At 71.1% G+C, this 17,788-nt stretch carries 12 protein-coding genes and 1 pseudogene; 9 read left to right on the top strand and 4 right to left on the bottom strand.

Annotated elements, in window-relative coordinates:
- Window positions 1-64 precede the first annotated feature (64 nt).
- On the top strand, window positions 65-1,525 hold the full coding sequence (locus ACWD4G_RS06710) for an MFS transporter (RefSeq protein ID WP_451291097.1): 1,461 nt from the start codon (window positions 65-67) through the stop codon (window positions 1,523-1,525).
- A 315-nt stretch (window positions 1,526-1,840) separates the two neighbouring features.
- On the opposite strand, the gene ACWD4G_RS06705 is transcribed toward ACWD4G_RS06710, so the two are convergent.
- Complete coding sequence (locus ACWD4G_RS06705; RefSeq protein ID WP_451291096.1) at window positions 1,841-4,306, bottom strand: glycoside hydrolase family 2 TIM barrel-domain containing protein; 2,466 nt, start codon at window positions 4,304-4,306, stop codon at window positions 1,841-1,843.
- A 106-nt stretch (window positions 4,307-4,412) separates the two neighbouring features.
- Entirely contained in the window at window positions 4,413-6,968 is a 2,556-nt protein-coding gene (locus ACWD4G_RS06700; RefSeq protein WP_451291095.1) for a family 78 glycoside hydrolase catalytic domain, read from the bottom strand.
- Window positions 6,969-7,283: 315 nt separating this feature from the next.
- On the opposite strand from ACWD4G_RS06700, the gene ACWD4G_RS06695 reads away from it, so the two are divergent.
- From ACWD4G_RS06695 to ACWD4G_RS06675, 5 genes are all read left to right on the top strand, one after another.
- On the top strand, window positions 7,284-7,931 hold the full coding sequence (locus ACWD4G_RS06695) for a TetR/AcrR family transcriptional regulator (RefSeq protein WP_451291094.1): 648 nt from the start codon (window positions 7,284-7,286) through the stop codon (window positions 7,929-7,931).
- A gap of 453 nt (window positions 7,932-8,384) precedes the next feature.
- The gene (locus tag ACWD4G_RS06690) at window positions 8,385-9,890 is read left to right on the top strand and encodes a family 43 glycosylhydrolase (protein WP_451291093.1); all 1,506 of its coding nucleotides are present in this window, start codon (window positions 8,385-8,387) and stop codon (window positions 9,888-9,890) included.
- A gap of 24 nt (window positions 9,891-9,914) precedes the next feature.
- Window positions 9,915-12,290, top strand: a complete 2,376-nt coding sequence (locus ACWD4G_RS06685) for a glycoside hydrolase family 3 N-terminal domain-containing protein (protein WP_451291092.1) — start codon at window positions 9,915-9,917, stop codon at window positions 12,288-12,290.
- Between the two features lie 186 nt (window positions 12,291-12,476).
- A complete protein-coding gene (locus tag ACWD4G_RS06680) occupies window positions 12,477-13,004 on the top strand; it encodes a DUF5060 domain-containing protein (RefSeq protein WP_451291091.1) in 528 nt (175 codons plus the stop codon).
- Window positions 13,005-13,032: 28 nt separating this feature from the next.
- Window positions 13,033-14,046 (top strand): DUF5605 domain-containing protein, encoded by a 1,014-nt coding sequence (locus tag ACWD4G_RS06675; protein ID WP_451291090.1) that lies wholly within the window; start codon window positions 13,033-13,035, stop codon window positions 14,044-14,046.
- Window positions 14,047-14,610: 564 nt separating this feature from the next.
- Here ACWD4G_RS06675 and ACWD4G_RS06670 read toward each other — a convergent pair.
- Window positions 14,611-14,742: a hypothetical protein gene (locus tag ACWD4G_RS06670; RefSeq protein ID WP_451291089.1), complete on the bottom strand. Its 132-nt coding sequence runs from the start codon at window positions 14,740-14,742 to the stop codon at window positions 14,611-14,613.
- A 303-nt stretch (window positions 14,743-15,045) separates the two neighbouring features.
- A complete protein-coding gene (locus ACWD4G_RS06665) occupies window positions 15,046-15,636 on the bottom strand; it encodes a TetR/AcrR family transcriptional regulator (protein ID WP_451291088.1) in 591 nt (196 codons plus the stop codon).
- Window positions 15,637-15,895: 259 nt separating this feature from the next.
- Between ACWD4G_RS06665 and ACWD4G_RS06660 the strand changes: the two genes are divergently transcribed.
- The 3 genes and pseudogenes from ACWD4G_RS06660 to ACWD4G_RS06650 all read left to right on the top strand — a co-directional run bounded on the left by ACWD4G_RS06660 (window position 15,896) and on the right by ACWD4G_RS06650 (window position 17,751).
- Window positions 15,896-16,276, top strand: coding sequence for a hypothetical protein (locus tag ACWD4G_RS06660; RefSeq protein WP_451291165.1), 381 nt, complete (start codon window positions 15,896-15,898; stop codon window positions 16,274-16,276).
- A pseudogene (locus ACWD4G_RS06655) lies at window positions 16,168-16,638 on the top strand (hypothetical protein); the annotation flags it as partial. The gene ACWD4G_RS06660 and the pseudogene ACWD4G_RS06655, both read left to right, overlap by 109 nt.
- A gap of 570 nt (window positions 16,639-17,208) precedes the next feature.
- On the top strand, window positions 17,209-17,751 hold the full coding sequence (locus ACWD4G_RS06650; RefSeq protein ID WP_451291161.1) for a SigE family RNA polymerase sigma factor: 543 nt from the start codon (window positions 17,209-17,211) through the stop codon (window positions 17,749-17,751).
- Window positions 17,752-17,788 lie beyond the last annotated feature (37 nt).

Genomic DNA, 17,788 nt, shown 5'->3' with positions numbered 1-17,788 from the left:
CCCGTCACCCTGCTCGCATGACGGGAAGCCGACGCCTCGCCAACGCATCCTGAAAGGAATCCGCATGGTCGAAACCAATGCCGCGCCCATCGAGGGCGAGGAGAAAAGAGGCTTCTCAGCCCGTCACGTGCTGATACTGATCGCCCTCCTGTGGACCGCCCAGTTGCAGCCACTCGGCGGTCTGCTCTTCGGCTACGCCCAGGCCGAGATCGCGGTCCACTTCCACACCACCCAGATCGCCTGGATCTCCCTCTCCAGCGCGCTGGTCTCGACCTTCGCCATGCCCTTCGCCGTCAAGGCGGCCGGCATGTTCGGCAAGCGGCGGGTGATGGTCGTGCTCACCTGCCTCGGCATCCTGGGCGATGTGGTCTCGGTGCTCGCCACCGACTACGACGTCCTGATCGCGGGGCGTGCCATCGCGGGCCTCTACGCCCCCGCGCTCTTCCTCACCTACGCGCTGACGCGTGACGTCTTCCCGAAGAGCATGGTGGGACCGGCGAGCGGAGTGCTGGCCGGCGGAGTCGGGCTGATCGCGCTCGTGGGTCCCTTCATATCGGGCTGGCTCCTGGACAGCCACGGATACAAGGGCATGCTGTGGTTCCTGACGGCCGGCGCCGTGGTCGCCCTGGTGCTGTTGCTGGTGTTCGTTCCGGAGAGCCCGGTGCGGGACGCCGACGGCCGGATGGACTGGGCGGGGGCGCTGCTCCTCGGCATCGGCCTGTGCGCGATCGTCTACGCGATCGGCGAGGGCTCGGACTGGGGCTGGACCAGCGGGAAGTTCCTCACGTACACGGTGGGCGGCGTGATCCTCCTCGCGGTCTTCTTCGTCGTCGAGCACAAGGTGGCCTCCCCGGTCCTGCCCGTGGCCCTGCTCCGGCGCCGCCAGGTCTGGACGGTGCTGCTCGCCACCTCGGTGGCGGCGGGCGCCGTCTACTCCAGCGGCACGGTCCTGCAGATCCTCGCCCTGATGCCGAATATTCCCGGCATGTCGGACGGACTCGGATGGAGCGCCACCAAGAACGCCGTGGTGTCCGTACCGATGAGTGTCACCACCCTCGCCGTGGCCATCGGGGTAGGTGTCCTCGCCAGGCGTGTGGACTCCCGGCTGATGCTCGGCGGCGGTGCCCTGCTCACAGCCGTGAGCTACGGCATGCTGACGCAGATGCACTACGACGCGGCCGGCTTCATCACAGGCGGCATGATCGGCGCACTCGGCATGGGGGCGATCGTCGCGACGGTCCCGATCATGCTGATCGAATCGGTGCAGCCCGAGGAGCAGGCCGTGACCAACGGCGCGCAGTCGTCGATCCAGGGCATCGTGCAGACGGTCATGACCCAGGTCGCCTTCGTGGTCATGGCCAACGGCGGTGTCGTCGCCAAGGGCACCCAGTTCTACTTGGACGAGGGATACACCGACGGTCTGTGGCTGGTCATGGGCTGCTGCGTCCTGGGCGCGGTGCTCGTCCTCCTGATCCCCAAGATGAAGAAGCTCGACGAGGCCGAGGTCGGCCAGGCGGTCGCCTGACGGACACGAAGGGCCCCGCAGAGGAAAGCCGGACGGGGATGCCCACCCAAGGAGGGGTGGGCATCCCCGTCCGACGTGTGCGCCCGCGCAGGTGAACAGTGCTGGACGTCGCGGCGGCTTGTCGAAGACAGCCCGCGTTCCGGCTCGCTCTCGCCCCGTCGACGTCGTCCACCCCGTCCTCCCGGACGCGCCTCGTGCGGCACCGGCCCAGGCTTCGGCGTCGTCCTGCGGGCCGCCGAACAGAGGAGCAACGCACCGAGCCGGGGCCCGACCTCTCGTGTGGAGGTCGGGCCCCGGCTCGCACTGCGCCTCGACCTACGCCTCGGGCTTCGTCTCCGCCTCCGGGACGGGAGCGGGGGCCACGCGCAAGGTGAGGCTGACATCGTCGAGCCCCTCGCCGGCGACCCGGACGATGATCTCCCCCTCCTGCATGGGGCGTACGACGGCCAAGGCACGGCCGTCGTACGTGGTGCACTCCGAGGCGAGGAACGACTCCCCGTCGTCGAAGCGCCCCGTACCGAGACCCGCGAGGACACCCGCTCCGGTGACCTCGACCTCGATCCCGCGCGGAGTGTGCGGAACCAGAACACCGGCGGGGTCCCGCAGTTCGACGGTCACGAAGGCCAGGTCCGCGCTGGTGGCCACGAGGTCGCTCCGGTCGGCGCGGACGTCCAGGGCGGGGTCGCCGGCCGCCGAGCGCAGCACGGTGCGCGCCTGTTCGCCCTGGGCGGTGTACGCGACGGCGACCAGTTCGCCCGGCTCGTAGGCCACCTCGAAGCGGGCCTCGAAACCATGGTCGCGGCCGGCCGGGCGGCGGCCGGCGCTGGTGCCGTTGAGCAGGAGTTCGACCTCGTCGGCGTCGCTGTAGACATCCACCGTCACCGGGGTTCCCAGCTCGACGTCCCAGGACCAGGTGGACAGGCTGTCCGTCCACGCCCACTGGCTCCTCGACAGCTCCGGCTCACGTCCGTGGTGCTCCGGTCGCTGGACAGCGATGTACGGCTCATGACGGAGTCCGAAGACGGTCTCCCGGAGGTAGGACTGCGGGCGGCGGTGACCGGTGATGTCGAGGTCGCCACAGCCCGCCGTCAACCAGGGGTAGGCCGCCTCCACACCGGTGGGCCCCTCGTCCACGTAGCGCATCCGGCCGATGCCCACCTCACCGAGATAGTCCCAGCCGGTCCAGGTGAAGTCGCCGAGCACTTGGGGGTTGGTCTCGACCAGGCGCCAGTTGCCGGCGATGTTCTTGGGAAACGTCTCGGTGCCGATCACGATCCGGTCGGGGTACAGCTCGCGGTCGACCTCGTAGCGGCCCTCCGCGTAGTTCAGTCCCGCGACCTCGACGGAGGCGAGTGCCTCTTCCAGTCTGGCCGCCACCATGGGGGAAAGGGTGATCCGGTTCATCAGGTCACCGGCGGCGTTGACCCCGCCGGACTCCATCTCGGCGCCGCCCATCCGCTCCGCCATCATGGCGACGACCTCGTCGACGACCGCGACGAAGCCGTTGACGGCGTTGGTGACCGGCCGGGTGGGGTCGAGCTGCCGTACCTTCTCGGCGAGGCGGCGGCCGAGGTTGGCGCCGAGCGGGGTGCCGATCTCGGGGATCTCGTTGCCGATCGAGTAGAGGACGACGCTCGGGTGGTTGCGGTCCTTGCGGACCATGGCCTCCAGGTCGCGCTCCCACCAGGCGTCGAAGTCGGTCGCGTAGTCGTGCGGCGACTTGGTGCGGGTCCAGGCGTCGAACGCCTCGTCCATCACCAGCATGCCGAGGCGGTCGCAGGCGTCGAGCATGGCCTGGCTGAGGGGGTTGTGCGCGCTGCGCAGGGCGTTGAACCCCGCCTCCTTCAGCAGCTCCACCCGGCGCTCCTCGGCGCGTCCGACGGCCGCCGCGCCGAGCACGCCGTTGTCGTGGTGGATGCAGGCGCCGCGCAGCTTGACGGTCTCGCCGTTGATCCGCAGCCCGTGGTAGGGGTCGAGGCGCAGGGTGCGGATGCCGAGCGGGGTGACCGTCTCGTCCCGGACGGCCTCCCCCTCGGCCACGGTCGTGCGCACGGAGTAGAGGTAGGGGTCGTCGACGCTCCAACGGCGCGGGGAGCGGACGTAGAGCCGTCGGCGCGAGACGCCGGTCTCGCCTGCGCGCAGGGTCAGCGGGACGGTGGAGTGAGCGATGGCCTGGCCGCGGTCGTCGGTGATCTCGCAAGTGACGGTGACGGTGGCGGTGCCCCGGGTCGCGTTGGTGACGGGTACGGCGACCTCGACGACCGCGAGTTCGTCGTCCGCCTCGGGGGTGGTGACGGTGACGCCCTCGGCGGCCAGGTGCAGCAGCTCGGTGACCACCAGTACCACGTCACGGTGGAGTCCGGCGCCCGCGTACCAGCGGGAGTCCTCGTGCGTGCGCACCTCGACCCGTACGGTGTTGTCGGCACCGGGGGTGATCAGGTCGTCGATCGGGACGGTGAACGTGGAGTACCCGTACGGCCGGTGGGCGGCGCGGGTGCCGTTGACGAAGACCATCGCGTCCCGGTAGGCGCCTTGGAACTCCAGGGAGACCCGGCGGTCGCGCCACTCCTCGGGGGCGTGGAAGGTCTTGGTGTAGTCGATCTCCCCGACGGCCGGGAAGTAGGCGGTGGCGCCCTTCGTCCGCGGATCGCGCGGCAGCCCGATGAGGGCGTCGTGGGGCAGGACGACGGACGTGGCCGGGGCGGCGTGCTCGGTGAGCTGTTCCCAGATGTTGGCCTTGGGCTTCACGGCCCATCCGCGGTTGAACGGTCGTCGGCTCATGACAGGTCTCTCCTGGTCTTTCGTGATGCCTCGTGATGTCTCTTGGTGTCTGGCGGGGTGGTCCGGCCGGGAGGGCCGGCCGGGAGGGCCGGCCAGGGCCTGCGAGCTACCGGGCGGGTACGGCGCACCAGTGGGTGGAAGGGCCGGCGTCCGTGGGTCGCCGGGTGCCGTCGGGCAGGACGACGGTGGCCGCGGCGCCCGGGGGCACGGTGACGTCGGTCTCGAACCGGTCGCCGTCGAGCCGCCAGCGGACCGTCACGCGGCCCTGTGGGCTGTCGAAGGAGCCGTCGGCCCAGGTCAGGCCGCCGCCCAGGACGGGCTCGACGAGGATCTCGCGCCACGCCGCCGAGCCCGGCGCCTGCCGCAGCCCGAGGACGTGGGTGTGCAGGAAGTGGGCGACCGCTCCCTTGCTGTAGTGGTTGAGGGAGGAACTGACGGCGCCGTCGTCGCGGACGCCCTCCCAGTCCTCCCAGACCGTGGTCGCCCCACGGTCCAGCATGCCCAGCCAGGACGGCGCGGTGCGCTGGAGGAGCAGGGTGAAGGCGAGATCCGCGTGGCCGTGGTCGGCCAGGACGGGCAGGAGGTAGGGCGTGGACAGGAACCCGGTGCCGAGGTGGTCGCCCGCTTCGTGGATCAGCCGGACCAGATGTCCGACGGCACGCTCCCGCAGAGCGTCGGGCACGAGGCCGAAGGCGAGCGCGCGCACGTACGCGGCCTGGGTGTCGGAGGGCGTACGGCCGTCCTCACCGAGGAACTCGGTCCGCCAGGCCCGCGCGACCTGCTCGGCGAGCCGTCCGTAGCGCTCGGCGTCGTCGCCCCTGCCCAGGACCCGGGCGCTGTCGCCGAGCGTGCGCACGGAGCGGTACAGGTAGGCGGTGGCCACCTCGCTCTTGTCGGCGGTGAACCACGCGTAGGGGTCGTCACCGATGTTGTCGCCGCCGGGCTCGTGCCATTCCCCCCAGTGGAAGCCGGTGTCCCAGAGAAAGCGCTCATGGGGCAGCGCCTCTTCGGACCGCTCGCGTCTCGTCGGGTGCCGGTCGCTGCGGGCCCGGTCGAGGGCCCATTCCACCCAGCGGGTCATGGCCTGCCAGTTCTCGGCCAGCGCGTCCCGGTCGCCGTAGGTCTCGTAGAGCGTCCAGGGCACGTGCACGATCGCGTCGCCCCAGCCGGCCGAGCCGGCCATGGCCTCCTCCTGCCGGTCCGGTACGTCCTTGAGCCGCCGGTGGTCGGGGGAGGTGTTGACGACGCGGCCGTCGGGGAGCTGGTCGTCACGGACGGAGCGCAGCCACTTGCGGCTGAACCCGTCGACGTCGAAGAGCCGGGCAGCGGTGGGGGCGAAGAGCTGGTAGTCCCCGGTCCAGCCGAGCCGTTCGCGGGTGGGGCAGTCGGTGGGGATGTCCACGGCGTTGCCGAGGAAGCTCCAGCGCACGATCTCGTCCAGCCGGTTCAGGTCGCCGTCGCTGGAGGCGAACGTGGCGGTCGGCCGCAGGTCGCTGTGCACCACGCGCATCCGCACCGAGGCGGGGTCGACGGGACGGCTGAAGCGGGCGTAGCGGAAGCCGTGCACGGTGTGCCGCGGCTCGAAGACGTCGCCCGCGCGCCCCGCGGAGACCACCTCGTCGCGCTGGACGAAGGGCACGGCCGGGGACGAGGGCGTTCCGTGGCCGTCGAGGTGGGCGGTGGTGAACTCGCCGTCGGCGTCGAGGGTCTCGCCGTGGTCGATCACCGTCCGGGTCCCGGCGGAGCCGAGGTCGCTCAGGCTGATCCAGCCGGTGGCGTTCTGTCCGAAGTCCGCGAGCGTGGGGGTCAGGAAGCGCGGTTCGCGTTCGGCGACGCACCGCACGGGCGGCGCGGGCGACCAGGAGACGGGCGGGGCGGTGACGGCGTCGACCAGGACGGGCCGGGCCTCGGCGGCGGGCAGGGTGAGGTCGGTGGTCTGGCCGTTCATCAGGTCGGCGGCGACGACGGCGCTGGGGCGGGAGGTCCAGCCGGCATCCGAGCGGACGATGTGGACCGTGCCGTCGGAGCACCACAGGTGGAGTTCGAGCCGGGCGGCGGTGCGCTCGCCCCAGAGGGCGGGCTTGCGCCACATTCCCGTCACCCCCCGGTACCAGCCGTCCGAGAGCAGGACCTCGACGGTGTTGGCGCCCGGGCGCAGCGCGGCCGTGACGTCGGCCGCCTGGGCGTACAACGTCGCGGAGTACGAGGTGCAGCCGGGGGCGAGTTCGGTGTCGCCGGCCCGTTCCCCGTTGACGAGGACCTCGTAGAGGCCGAGAGCCGTGGAGTAGAGCCGGGCCCGGGTCACGCCGGCGGGGCACTCGAACCCGGCGCCGAGCGTGTGGGCGGGCCGGTGTCCGGGCTCGGCCCGTGCGGCCCCGACGGGTTCCGCCGGGCTGATCCAGGATGCCGTCCAGTCCTCGTCGGGGAGACCCACCTCGAATGTGTGCCAGTCCGAGTCGTCGACGCGCCACCGCACGGCGGTCCGGCCGGGCAGGGCGGGCCAGGGCCAGGGGACGAACAGGTGGTCGGTGACGGTGACGGGGGGCAGGGCCGTGCCGTCCGCCTCGGCCTCCAGCCGCCAGGGTCCCGAGCCGCCGGGTTTCCAGGACAGCGCGGGACGCGCCACGGGTGCGTCGACGCGCAGGTCGTAGGGCCTGGTCAAGGTGGCCTCCTCAGGGCTTCGGGCGCCCGGGCCGCCGAAACGCGGCGGTCCGGTGACGGCTGCGACCGGGGCGGACCCGGCGGGTGGACGCGGGTGGTGGACGTGGGTGCCGCGAGGGCAGCGTCGCGGACCGGTCCCGGCACCTCGGCCCGGCGCCCTGGCGGCTCACCGTGCCGATGGATCACCGTGCTCGATGCGGGCGGTCCGGGCGTCGCCGCCGGGTCGTCGCCGTCGATGGGGCAGCGTGTGGTCCGCACCCTAACACCAATACTTAATTCTGTTTCGGTTTTGGGGGACCGCTTCTATACTGCCCGCATGACGAACCCCAGCCGCACCGACACCGCCGCCTCCGGCGGACGGGGCCCACGCGGTCCGTACGCCAAGTCGGCCGACGCACGCAAAAGGATTCTGGACGCCTGCATCGAGCAGTTCGGCGAGACGGGGTTCCACGGGGCCACCATGAAGGAGATCGCCAAACGGGCCGGCATCTCGCACACGGGCCTGCTGCACCACTTCCGCAACAAGGAGGAGCTGCTCCAGGGCATCCTCTCGGCCCGCGACGCCCAGGCCCGCGAGTCCGTCACCCGCAGTCCGACGAACGGCGGGGCGCTCGAAGCGCAACTGGAACTCGTGAGGTACACCGAGGAGCACCGCGGACTGGCCCAGCTCTACTCGGTCATCAACGCCGAGGGGACGGCCGAGAGCCACCCGGCCCATGAGCACAACCGGGCCCGTTACCGGGCCCTGCGGGACTTCAACACCGGCGTCTTCGCGCAGCTCGCGGCGGACGGCCGGCTGAGGACCGACGCCGACCCGCGCATCCTCGCGACCCTCTTCACGGCGGTCACCGACGGCCTCCAGCTCCAGTGGCTGTACGACGGCGAGGACATCGACCTGGCGGAGACCACCAAGGCGTTCATCGCCTTCTTCGTGGACGCCGCCCCCAAGCCCACTGACTCCTGAAATCAGCATTGCCCTTCGGATTTCGGGGTGCTAGATTCGCCCCACGAAATAGGCAGCGCGATTCGAAATTGGCGCTGCCGGCCCCTCCGTGGTCACCCGCCTCGACGTGACGGACAGCTCTACCGCCCGGCCCGCACCCACCGCACCGTCACGGCGCAGACCGCGCATCGCCCACGAATCGGCGCTCCATGCGGGCGCCCCCGGCAGCCGCCGCGGCTGACAACCCTTACCGCCCCGGAACGTCACCGGCGTGCCACCTCGCGGGCCCGCGGAACGGCACCGGACGCGCCCAGGCATCCGGCTCGCCACGGCGCTCCCGGGTGCCGAAGCGGTGACGACCCGCGCGCCCCTCCAACCCACCCACCGCGTCGGCTCCCGCGCGGCCGAGTCCCGGTCCCCGGGCACCCGGCCCGCCGGAACCCCGCGGTCCCCGCACCGAAAGGCGACACACTCATGCCGGACACCCCGGCCCGCCCCCAGCCGCCCGTCATCCCCGGTTTCCACCCCGACCCGTCGATCTGCCGGGTCGGGGCGGACTACTACATGGCGCACTCCAGTTTCGAGTACGTCCCCGGAGTGCCGATCTGGCACAGCCGGGACCTGCTCATCTGGGAGCTGCTCACCAACGCGCTGGACCGGCCGACCCAGATCACCCCGCACGCGGGGGCGGCGAACTCCGGGGTCCACGCCCCGACGCTCCGTCACCACGACGGACGCTTCTGGCTGGTGACCACCGATATCTCGGAGGTCCACCGCGGTCACCTGATCGTCTCCGCCGAGGACCCCGCAGGACCGTGGACCGACCCCGTGCACACGGCCGGGGCCCTCGGCATCGATCCCGACCTGTGCTGGGACGAAGCGGGCGTCTGCCACCTCACCTGGGCCTCGTTCCACCCCCCGGAGCTGCGTGGGATCGCCTCGGTCCCGGTGGAACCGAGCACCGGGAAACTGCTGGACGAGCCGAGGCTGTTGTGGCCCGGCACCGGGCTCGCCGCGCCCGAGGGGCCGCATCTGTACCGGATCGACGGCTGGTGGTACCTGCTGCTCGCCGAGGGCGGCACCGAACGGGGCCACGCGGTGACGATCGCCCGCTCCCGCTCGCTCGACGGCCCCTGGGAGGCGGCTCCCGGCAACCCGATCCTCTCCCACCGCAGCCTGGACCACCCCGTGCAGAACACCGGCCACGCCGACCTCGTCCAGTGCCCGGACGGGACCTGGGCCATGGTCCACCTCGGGGTGCGCCCGCGCGGTCAGTCACCGGGTTTCCACGGCAATGGCCGCGAGACCTTCCTCGCCGGGGTCGACTGGGTCGACGGCTGGCCGGTCGTGGACGAGGGACGGTTCACCACTCCCCCGGCCGACCACTCCTTCGAGGACGCCTTCCACGGCCCGCTGCATCCCCGCTGGGTCTCCCCCGGCGCCGGTCCCGAGCGGTTCGCCCGCCCGGACGGGGGCGGGGTGGTCCTCGCCCGAACGGCGGAGACGGCCGCCCCCGCGCTGCTGGCCACCCGCGTCCTCGACCAGGACTGGTCCGCGGAGGTCACCCTGGAGCCCGGGGAGGGCAGCGCGCGTTTCACCGTACGGATCGACGATGCCCACTGGTACGGGCTGGTCGTCGAGGTGGACACGGTGGAGGCCGTTCTCGGCGTCGGCCCGGTGCGCGGCAGCGTGGGACGCACGTCCCTGCGGCCCGGGGAACCGGTCCGGCTGCGGATCACCTGCCGGACACCCGCCCCCGAGCGCTTCCGCCACGCGCCGCAGCCCGACGTGGTCTCCCTGGCCGTCCTGCGCGGCGAGGAGGAGGAACAGCTCGGCGAGGCGGACGGCCGCTACGTCTCCACGGAGGTGGCCGGCGGGTTCACCGGGCGCGTACTCGCCGTCGAGGCGCTCTCCGGAGACATCACCCTGCGCGATTTCCGCTACCAGGACCACTCGGCCGCCGCTCCGCGGCACCCGTAGCCCCACAGGAAGAGGGACACCACCGTGAACACGCGCTCGTGGACGCCGGACGACATCACCAAGCTGGTGTCGCGGCTGACCCTGGAACAGAAGACGGCCCAGCTCGCGGGAGTGCTGGTCTCCGACCTCATCGCGATGGACTCCCGCTCGGCCGGCGCCCCGAAACTCGACACGAGCCGGCTGGCCGCCGTACGTCCACACGGCGTGGGACACCTCTCGATGGCCTGGCTCTTCGGTGACACCCTCGGGGAACTGCGGTCCGTACTGGACGAGGTCCAGACAGCGGTTCGCGACCTCGCCCCGTTCGGCATCGGCGCCATGGTCCACAACGAGGGGGTCAACGGCTTCCTGCACACCGCCGCGACCCAGTTCCCCACCGCCTGGGCCCAGGCCGCGACCTGGGACCCCGAGCTGGTACGCAGGTCGGCCGCCATCACCGCCGCCCATATGCGCGAGGCCGGGATGCAGCTGCTGCTCAGCCCGGTCATGGACATCAACCGCGACCCCCGCTGGGGCCGGGTCCACGAGACCTACGGTGAGGACCCGGAGCTCGCCGCGCGGTTCTCCGTCGCCTTCGTCCAGGGCGTACAGGGCACCGAGCAGGAGACGGGCGTCCTCGCGACCGGCAAGCACTTCCTCGCCTACGGCGCCTCCGAGGCAGGGCTCAACACCGGCATCGTCCAGCTCGGCCCCCGGGCCCTGCGCGACGAGTACGCCGAGCCCTTCCGCCGCGCGATCCACGAGGCCGGACTCTCTGTGATCATGAACTCCTACGCCGAGATCGACGGCGTACCCGTCGCCGCGGACAAGAAGGTGCTCACGGGTCTGCTGCGCCGGGAGATCGGCTTCGACGGCATGGTGGTGAGCGACTACGACTCCATCGAGATGCTGCGCACCACCTACCGCACGGCCGAGAACAAGGGCCAGGCCGCGGTGCAGGCGCTGACGGCCGGCCTGGACGACGAACTGCCCGCCGACAGCACCTACTCCACGCTGGCGGACGAGGTCGCCGCCGGACGGCTCGACGAACGGGTCGTCGACCGCGCCGTGGCCCGCGTGCTCACGGCCAAGGCGCGCACCGGGCTGATCCCGGGGTTCACCAACACCCCTGCCAAGGCGCCTTCCCCGGCGACGGTCGACCCCGCCGAGGCGGCCGGAACCCGGCGGGCGATCGCCTCCCGGTCGCTGGTGCTCCTCGCCAACGACGGCACCCTGCCTCTCATCCCGGGCGAGCGCCGGATCGTGGTCGTGGGCCCCGCCGCCGACGAGCTGCGTATCCACTTCGGCGCCTACACCTCCGTCGCCTCCATGGAGATGATGCTGGGCAGCCGCGCGGTGATGACCGGTCAGGTCCCCGGCGTGGACCCGCAGAACTACGTCTTCACCGACATCTTCCAGACCCGGATGCCCGGCATGGAGGCGACCTTCGAGGCCACCGCCCGGAAGATCCACCCCGAGGCACCAACCCTCCTCGACTCCCTGCGGGCGCACGACGCCTCCATCGAGTACGTCTCGGTGGGCAGCTTCGCCGAGGGCGACACGCTCGAACCCGAGGTCGTGCGGGCGGCGGTGGCCTCGGCCGACCTCGTCATCGCCGCGTTGGGCGAGCGCACCGGCTGGGTCGGCATCAACACCGCGGGCGAGGGCCAGACCACCGCGTCGCCCACGCTCCCGGGCGACCAGGAGGAACTGCTCGCCGTCCTCGCCGGGCTCGGCAAGCCGGTCGTCTCCGTCGTGGTCTCGGGGCGCCCGCTGTTCCTCGAACCCGTCGCGCGGGCGTCCAACGCGGTGCTCTTCGCCCCACTGCTCGGCGAGGAGGCCGGCCCGGTCATCGCCGACGCGGTCTTCGGCACGGTCAACCCGAGCGGCAAGCTTCCGGCCACCCTGCCCCGGCACGGCGGCCAGTTGCCGCTGTACCACGGTCACCACCACGGCAGCGGCTACGGTCACCCCACGGGTACCCGGCACGGTTACGGCGACCTCGCGGAGCAGGGCCCTCTGTACCCGTTCGGCCACGGCGGGTCGTACACGACGTTCAGCCTCACTCCCGAGGAGAACGCCGCCGAGGTGAGCGAGGGGGCCCTCCGGGTACGGGTCCGGGTCGCCAACACGGGGTCGGTCGCCGGGGAGACCGTCGTCCAGGTGTACGCGCGCGACGAGCAGGCCTCCGTGGTGCGGCCCGTGCGGCAACTGCTCCAGTTCGAGAGGGTCGCGCTGGCGGCCGGCGAGTCCCGGTCGCTGCTGCTGGAGGCCCCGCTGGCCCGACTGCACTACACGCTGCCCGACGGACGCCGGGGTCTGGAGGCCGGCGAGGTCACGCTGACAGCGGCGTTCTCCAGCGAGGACGTCCGGTTCACCGCGACCGTCGAAGTGCCGGCCGACTTCGCGGCAGGCGCCTGACCCGTCCCGGCCCCACGAGGGGAGCGAGCGGTCACCGCCCGCTCCCCCGACGACTCGTCCCTGCCGGGCGTCGGCACCACGGCGGCAGCCCCGCGGACGAGCCCACACCCTCGGCGACTCCGCGGCCCGGGACGGATCGCGGCCGGCCGCACGACGGCCGACGTCGCCGCGCGGCTCGGCCCGTCGATGCGCGGCGTCGGCGACTGGATACCCCGACGCTCCGGGGGCGCCGTGGCGGCGTCGTACACCTGGTCCCAAGGAGTGCGGAAAACAAGCTCGGGCTCACTCGACCACGTCCTGGCATGGAGGCCAACGATCATGGCGAGAGCCGACCAGCAGACTCCGGTGGGGGTACTGCTGAACGACGCACGAGGGATGGCCGCGCTTCGGCAGAGCCTCCCGCGACTGTTCCGTGCGGCAGCGGGGGAGATCGTCCGCGTCGGGGGTTTCTACGACGGCGACGGCAGATACGTGATCCGCTTCCTGCCGCCGAGCACCGGGATCTGGCGTTCCGTACCTGGTCGACGAGCCGCTCCCTGGACGGGATCGAGAGTGAAGTCGCGATCGAGGAATCTGGCGAGCACGGCCCCGTACGCGCCGACGGCCGCCACTTCTCGTACGCCGACGGATCACCGTTCGTCCCGGTGGGGACGACCCTTTACGCCTGGACGCATCAGGAGGCCGCACGGGAAGAACTCACGCTGGAGACCTTGAGGCGCCGCGCGTTCACGAAGGCACGCATGTGCGTGTTCCCCAAGCACTACGACCTCACCTTCGAGGAACCTCCCCATCACCCTTCCTGCCCGGGGAGGAGGGAGGTTGGGACACAACGCGCTTCGACGTCGAGTTCTTCCGGCACCTGGAAAGGCGGGTCCAGGACCTCGCGGAGCTGGGGATACAGGCCGATGTGATCCTGTTTCACCCGTACGACAGGTGGGGGTTCCAGGACCTTGGCGCGGCGGCGGACGACCGCTATGTGCGCTACGTCGTCCGGCGCCTCGCCGGCCTGGCCAACGTGTGGTGGTCGCTGGCGAACGAGTACGACTTCATGGTGGCCAGACGGGACGCCGACTGGACCCGCGTCGGTGAGCTGGTGGCGGCCGAGGACCACGCCCATCACCTGCTGTCGGTCCACAACGGGCCACGGATCTACGATTTCTCGGCACCTTGGATCACGCACTGCAGCATCCAGAAGACCGACTTCCAGTCCCCGGCCGGGCAGATCGGAGGTTGGCGCGAACGCTGGAACAAGCCGGTAGTCGTCGACGAGTTGGGGTACGAGGGGGACGTTCCCCAGGAGTGGGGCGGCCTGTCCGGTGCCGAACTCGTGCACCGGTTCTGGCAGATCACTCTTCGAGGTGCCTACGCCACCCATGGCGAAACCTACGTCAACGCGGAGCAGCGCCTGTGGTGGGCGACGGGCGGACGGCTCGAAAAGAGCACCCCCGAGCGCCTTGAGTTTCTCCGCCGCCTCGTCGAGGAGTGCCCGGACCGTCGTCTGGAACCGTTGCCGGGGTACTCGCACGTCAAAGGCGCCGGCCTCCCCGGACAGTACGAGTTGCACTATCTCGATGTGTATCAGCCGCGGTCGCTGTCCTTTACCTGGCCGGAAGGCGTTCGTGCCGCAGTCGACGTCATCGATCCGTGGGAGATGACGATCCGCACTCTGCCCGACCGGTACGAGGGCCGGTTCACCATCGATCTGCCGGGCAGTCCCGGCCTGGTGGTTCGCCTGCGCGGCGTGCCAGGCTCCTGAGCGCCGTTCACATACCGGGACCGACCGGCACTGCGGAGTTGAACCTCACGCGCGAAGTCGCCTCATGGTTTCGGCCTTCCGCCGAAGCGCCGGACCTGAGGAATCCCAGCGTTTGCCCTGCGGTTCCAGGCCATGCCGCTTGGCGAAATCGACCGCACGCCGCAACCTCGTCGTCATCGAGGTCGGTGAAACGGACGCGCTCCTCGGCAACCAGGCGCTCGACCAAATCCACTGCTTCCGCCCGTCGAGCTCGCGCGATGGGCCGCTCGCCGTATGGCGTCGGACTGCGCTTTCGGGCGGTCACTTGGCGTCGTCATAAGCCGTACGTCATTCTCCCGACGCCCCGGCTCCTGCCCCCTCCCCAATGACGAGCCGCAGCGGCAGCCTGCGCCGCCGTTCAGTCAAGGCGGACCGCCGATGCACGAGCCGCAGCCCGCCCCCGCTCACCCTGCGCGGGACCGAAAGAGCGGGCGACGACCGTGGGAGTCCCGTGGGACCCTCCTGGGGCTTCCGGCTGCGTCAACGAACATGGCGGCGAAACGGCCGAAAGACCATGTACGCAGCTCAGCGCCCTGCTGCCCGGTGTTCCGTACTCCCCGGGAAAGACGGGTTCATGGCCTGGCGGCCCGGAACATCCCGGTCGCAGGCGGGCAGCAGGCCGATGAGTTCGACGACGGTCATTTCCGAGGAGGTCACGAACAGCCTCCTGGGGTGAGGGCAAACGGTGAGCGATGAAAAGGGGCGGGGCCCGACAGCCGGCTACCCGCCCGAGCGAGGACTACTCGTGGGCACCCAGCTGTCGTACGCGACGTGAGGTCTCCAGCACGCGCGCCACGGCGACGGCGACGATGCCGGCCGGCGTGTCGGTTGGGGTGAGTCAGGCCAGGGGTGGCGGCCCGGGTCGTCTCGCTCATGCCCTGGTACGACCGGGTGTTGTCCGCAGCTGGGGGCGTCTTTCGCGACCAACCATGACCCATTGAGCATGCCGGGATGGAATCCTCACGGCGCGCAGCCCCGAAGGATGACCGCGACCGAGTCGTCCAGGCTCTGCTCGATCCGGTCGGCGGTGATCGCGCCGCTCACGACGAGGGTGACGAAACCCTGCAGCACGGCGACGATCGGCACCATGAGGTGGTCCACCGAGCCCTCGCGCACCTCGCCACGGCCCTGTCCACCCTGGATCAGGTCCGCCGTCAGGGCCCACAGACGCCGCGTGGCCGCGATCAGCTCCTTCCCGGCGGCGGGACGGTACTTGGCCGCATACGTCAGCTCCAGCAGGGCCCCGTTGTCCGTGGCAAAGGCCACGTAGGCGCGCGCGACCGAGGTCAGCCGGCCGGCGAACGACTCATCGGCCTGTTCCAGCGCCCTGGTCAGCACGGCCAGCAGGCGGTCGAACCCCTCCAACGCCAACGCGTCCAGCAGCGCCCGCTTGGTCTTGAAGTGATGACTGGGCGCGCCGGGACTGACCCCCACCTCACGGGCAAGCTCCCTCAGCGACAGCCCGCCAGGCCCCTTGTCCCGCAACGTCTCCTCGGCCCGGTCGAGCAGGGCGGCTCGGAGGTCTCCGTGGTGGTAGGGGCGAGTCTTCATCTCTACTCCATCCACGTGTAAATGCCGTGCACATTCTATGCGTTGACCGGATTTCACCAAGTGCATAGATTGAGAGTTGAAGCGTTCATCTCAAACTTCGGCACGGCCCTGGCTTGCACACGACACACATCCTGCGGCATCCCTCGACACTCCGAAAGGCTGACCGTGGCTCCAGCCCCCGCGTCGACGCACCGCGACGTCATGCTGACCGTCGACGGCGAGAAGCACACGCTGTCCGGCTCCCACCACACCACTTGGCTTGACGCTCCGCGCGATCGCCTCGCCCCTCACATACACGGCGAAGGGCTGTAATCGCGTCGTTGCGGCACCCGCCGGGTGCTGGTCGGGCCACCCGGCTGTGCCCTGCCGCCGACCGGCGGTGACCGCCGGGGGCCGAGTCGCCACCACCGTCGAACGACTGGGCGACGGTGATCAACCGCGCCCGGAACAGCAGGCGTTCGCCGGTCCGGACGGCTTCCGGTCCGGCTACCGGACGCCGGGGCAGGCCTGTGCCGTCTCGGTGCTCAAGGAGTGTGCGACAGGCCGGCCGAGCACCCACACCACCGACGTCCACCCGGCAGCGGGACCGCCGACGCCGACGGCCGACGAGATCGGGGAGCGGATGAGCGGCGACGTGTGAGCGTACATCCGGATCGCGCAGATGATCGCGCGGACCACGCAGGCACAAACGGGACGGGCCGGGACGGGCCCGGAAGGAGGCTGCCGGTGAGGGAGTCGGGTTACGAGCGGGGCTTCGACGTCTCCGGCGCCCTGGCGCTGCCGGCCCCCGGCTCCCCGGCCCGTTTCCCGGGCGGTGGCACCAGCCTGGTCGATCTGATGAAGACCGGTGCGACGTGGCCCGCACGGCTGGTCGGCATCCGTGAACTGCCCCTTGGCCGGCTCGCGTTGACAGACGAGGGGGACCGGCGCATCCGTGCCACCGTCACCGACGGCTCTCCCGCCGCCCGCCCCGTGTCGCGCCGCCGCCCCACGGCGCTGTCGCAGGCCGGCCTGGCCGGTGCGCCGGGACAGTCGCGCACCATGGCCACCGTCGGCGGGCATCCGCTCCAACGCGGCCGCCGCGGCTTCGCCGACGTGACCGGGCCGTGCGGCAAGCGCCTTCCCGGCAGCGGTTGCCCCGCGACCGAGGGCGAGCACCACGACCACACGGTCCTCGGCGCCTCCGAGCACTGCGCGGCCGCCCACCCCTCGAAGACGGGGTCACGCTCAGCACCTGCGACGCGGCGGTGTCGTACGAGAGCGCCCACGGGCCCCGCGAGACAGCGCTCGCGGCGTTATGTCCGCCCATGGGGAACACCCCGCGCCCGGAGACCTCGCCGGCGCCGGTCGCCGCCCACAGGTCGGCGTCGTACGCGATTCCGTCTCGCCTTTGAAGCAGTCGGCTCCCGTCCCCAGGGCGCCGGCCGGAGGTCCGGTGACCGCCGGGACGTCGCCGCTGCCACGGCCACCGAACCGACCGCCGCGAAGCCGCCGCTCCACAACACGTCGGGGTACGGAAAGCGCGAGCCGTCCAACTTGAACGCCATGCATCGGATACCGAGGGAGGCGCCCATGAATGCCCAAGGCATCGAGAGAACGAACGAGGCCCATGAGACAGGAGAGGTTGCCGGCCGCGAGAACTGCCTTCGCAAGCTCTTCGAGGAACAGTACGGCCGGATGATCAAACTGGCTGCTCTTCTCGGAGCCGAAGATCCGGAGGACATCGCTGCCGAAGCGTTTTACCAGGTCTACCGGAGGTGGCGCAAAGTCCGATCCGCCGACAGTCCGGAGGCCTACTTGAGAGCGGTCGTCTGCAATCTGACCCGTATGCGCGTGCGCCACCTCCAGGTGGCGCGCAAGACCCGCGTGGAGTCCTTGGTGGAGTACGTCGCATCCGCGGAGAGCACGGCGCTGCTCCGGGATGATCAGCGGGCGCTGCTGAACGCGCTCCGCCGACTGCCCGCGCGTCAGCGCGAGGCCCTGGTGCTCCGCCACTGGCTGGGACTCAAGGAAGCCGAGATCGCTCAGACCATGGGGATATCGGCCGGCTCGGTCAAGACCCACACCTCGCGTGGACTCGCGGGACTGACACATGCGTTGGAGGAACGGCGATGACACAGTCACCCTGCGCCGGGGAGCGGCAGCACGAGGT

It is taken from the genome of Streptomyces sp. NPDC002643, assembly GCF_053592555.1.
The sequence above is the reverse complement of the archived record's forward strand: the minus strand, read 5'-3'. Positions and strand labels throughout refer to the sequence as shown.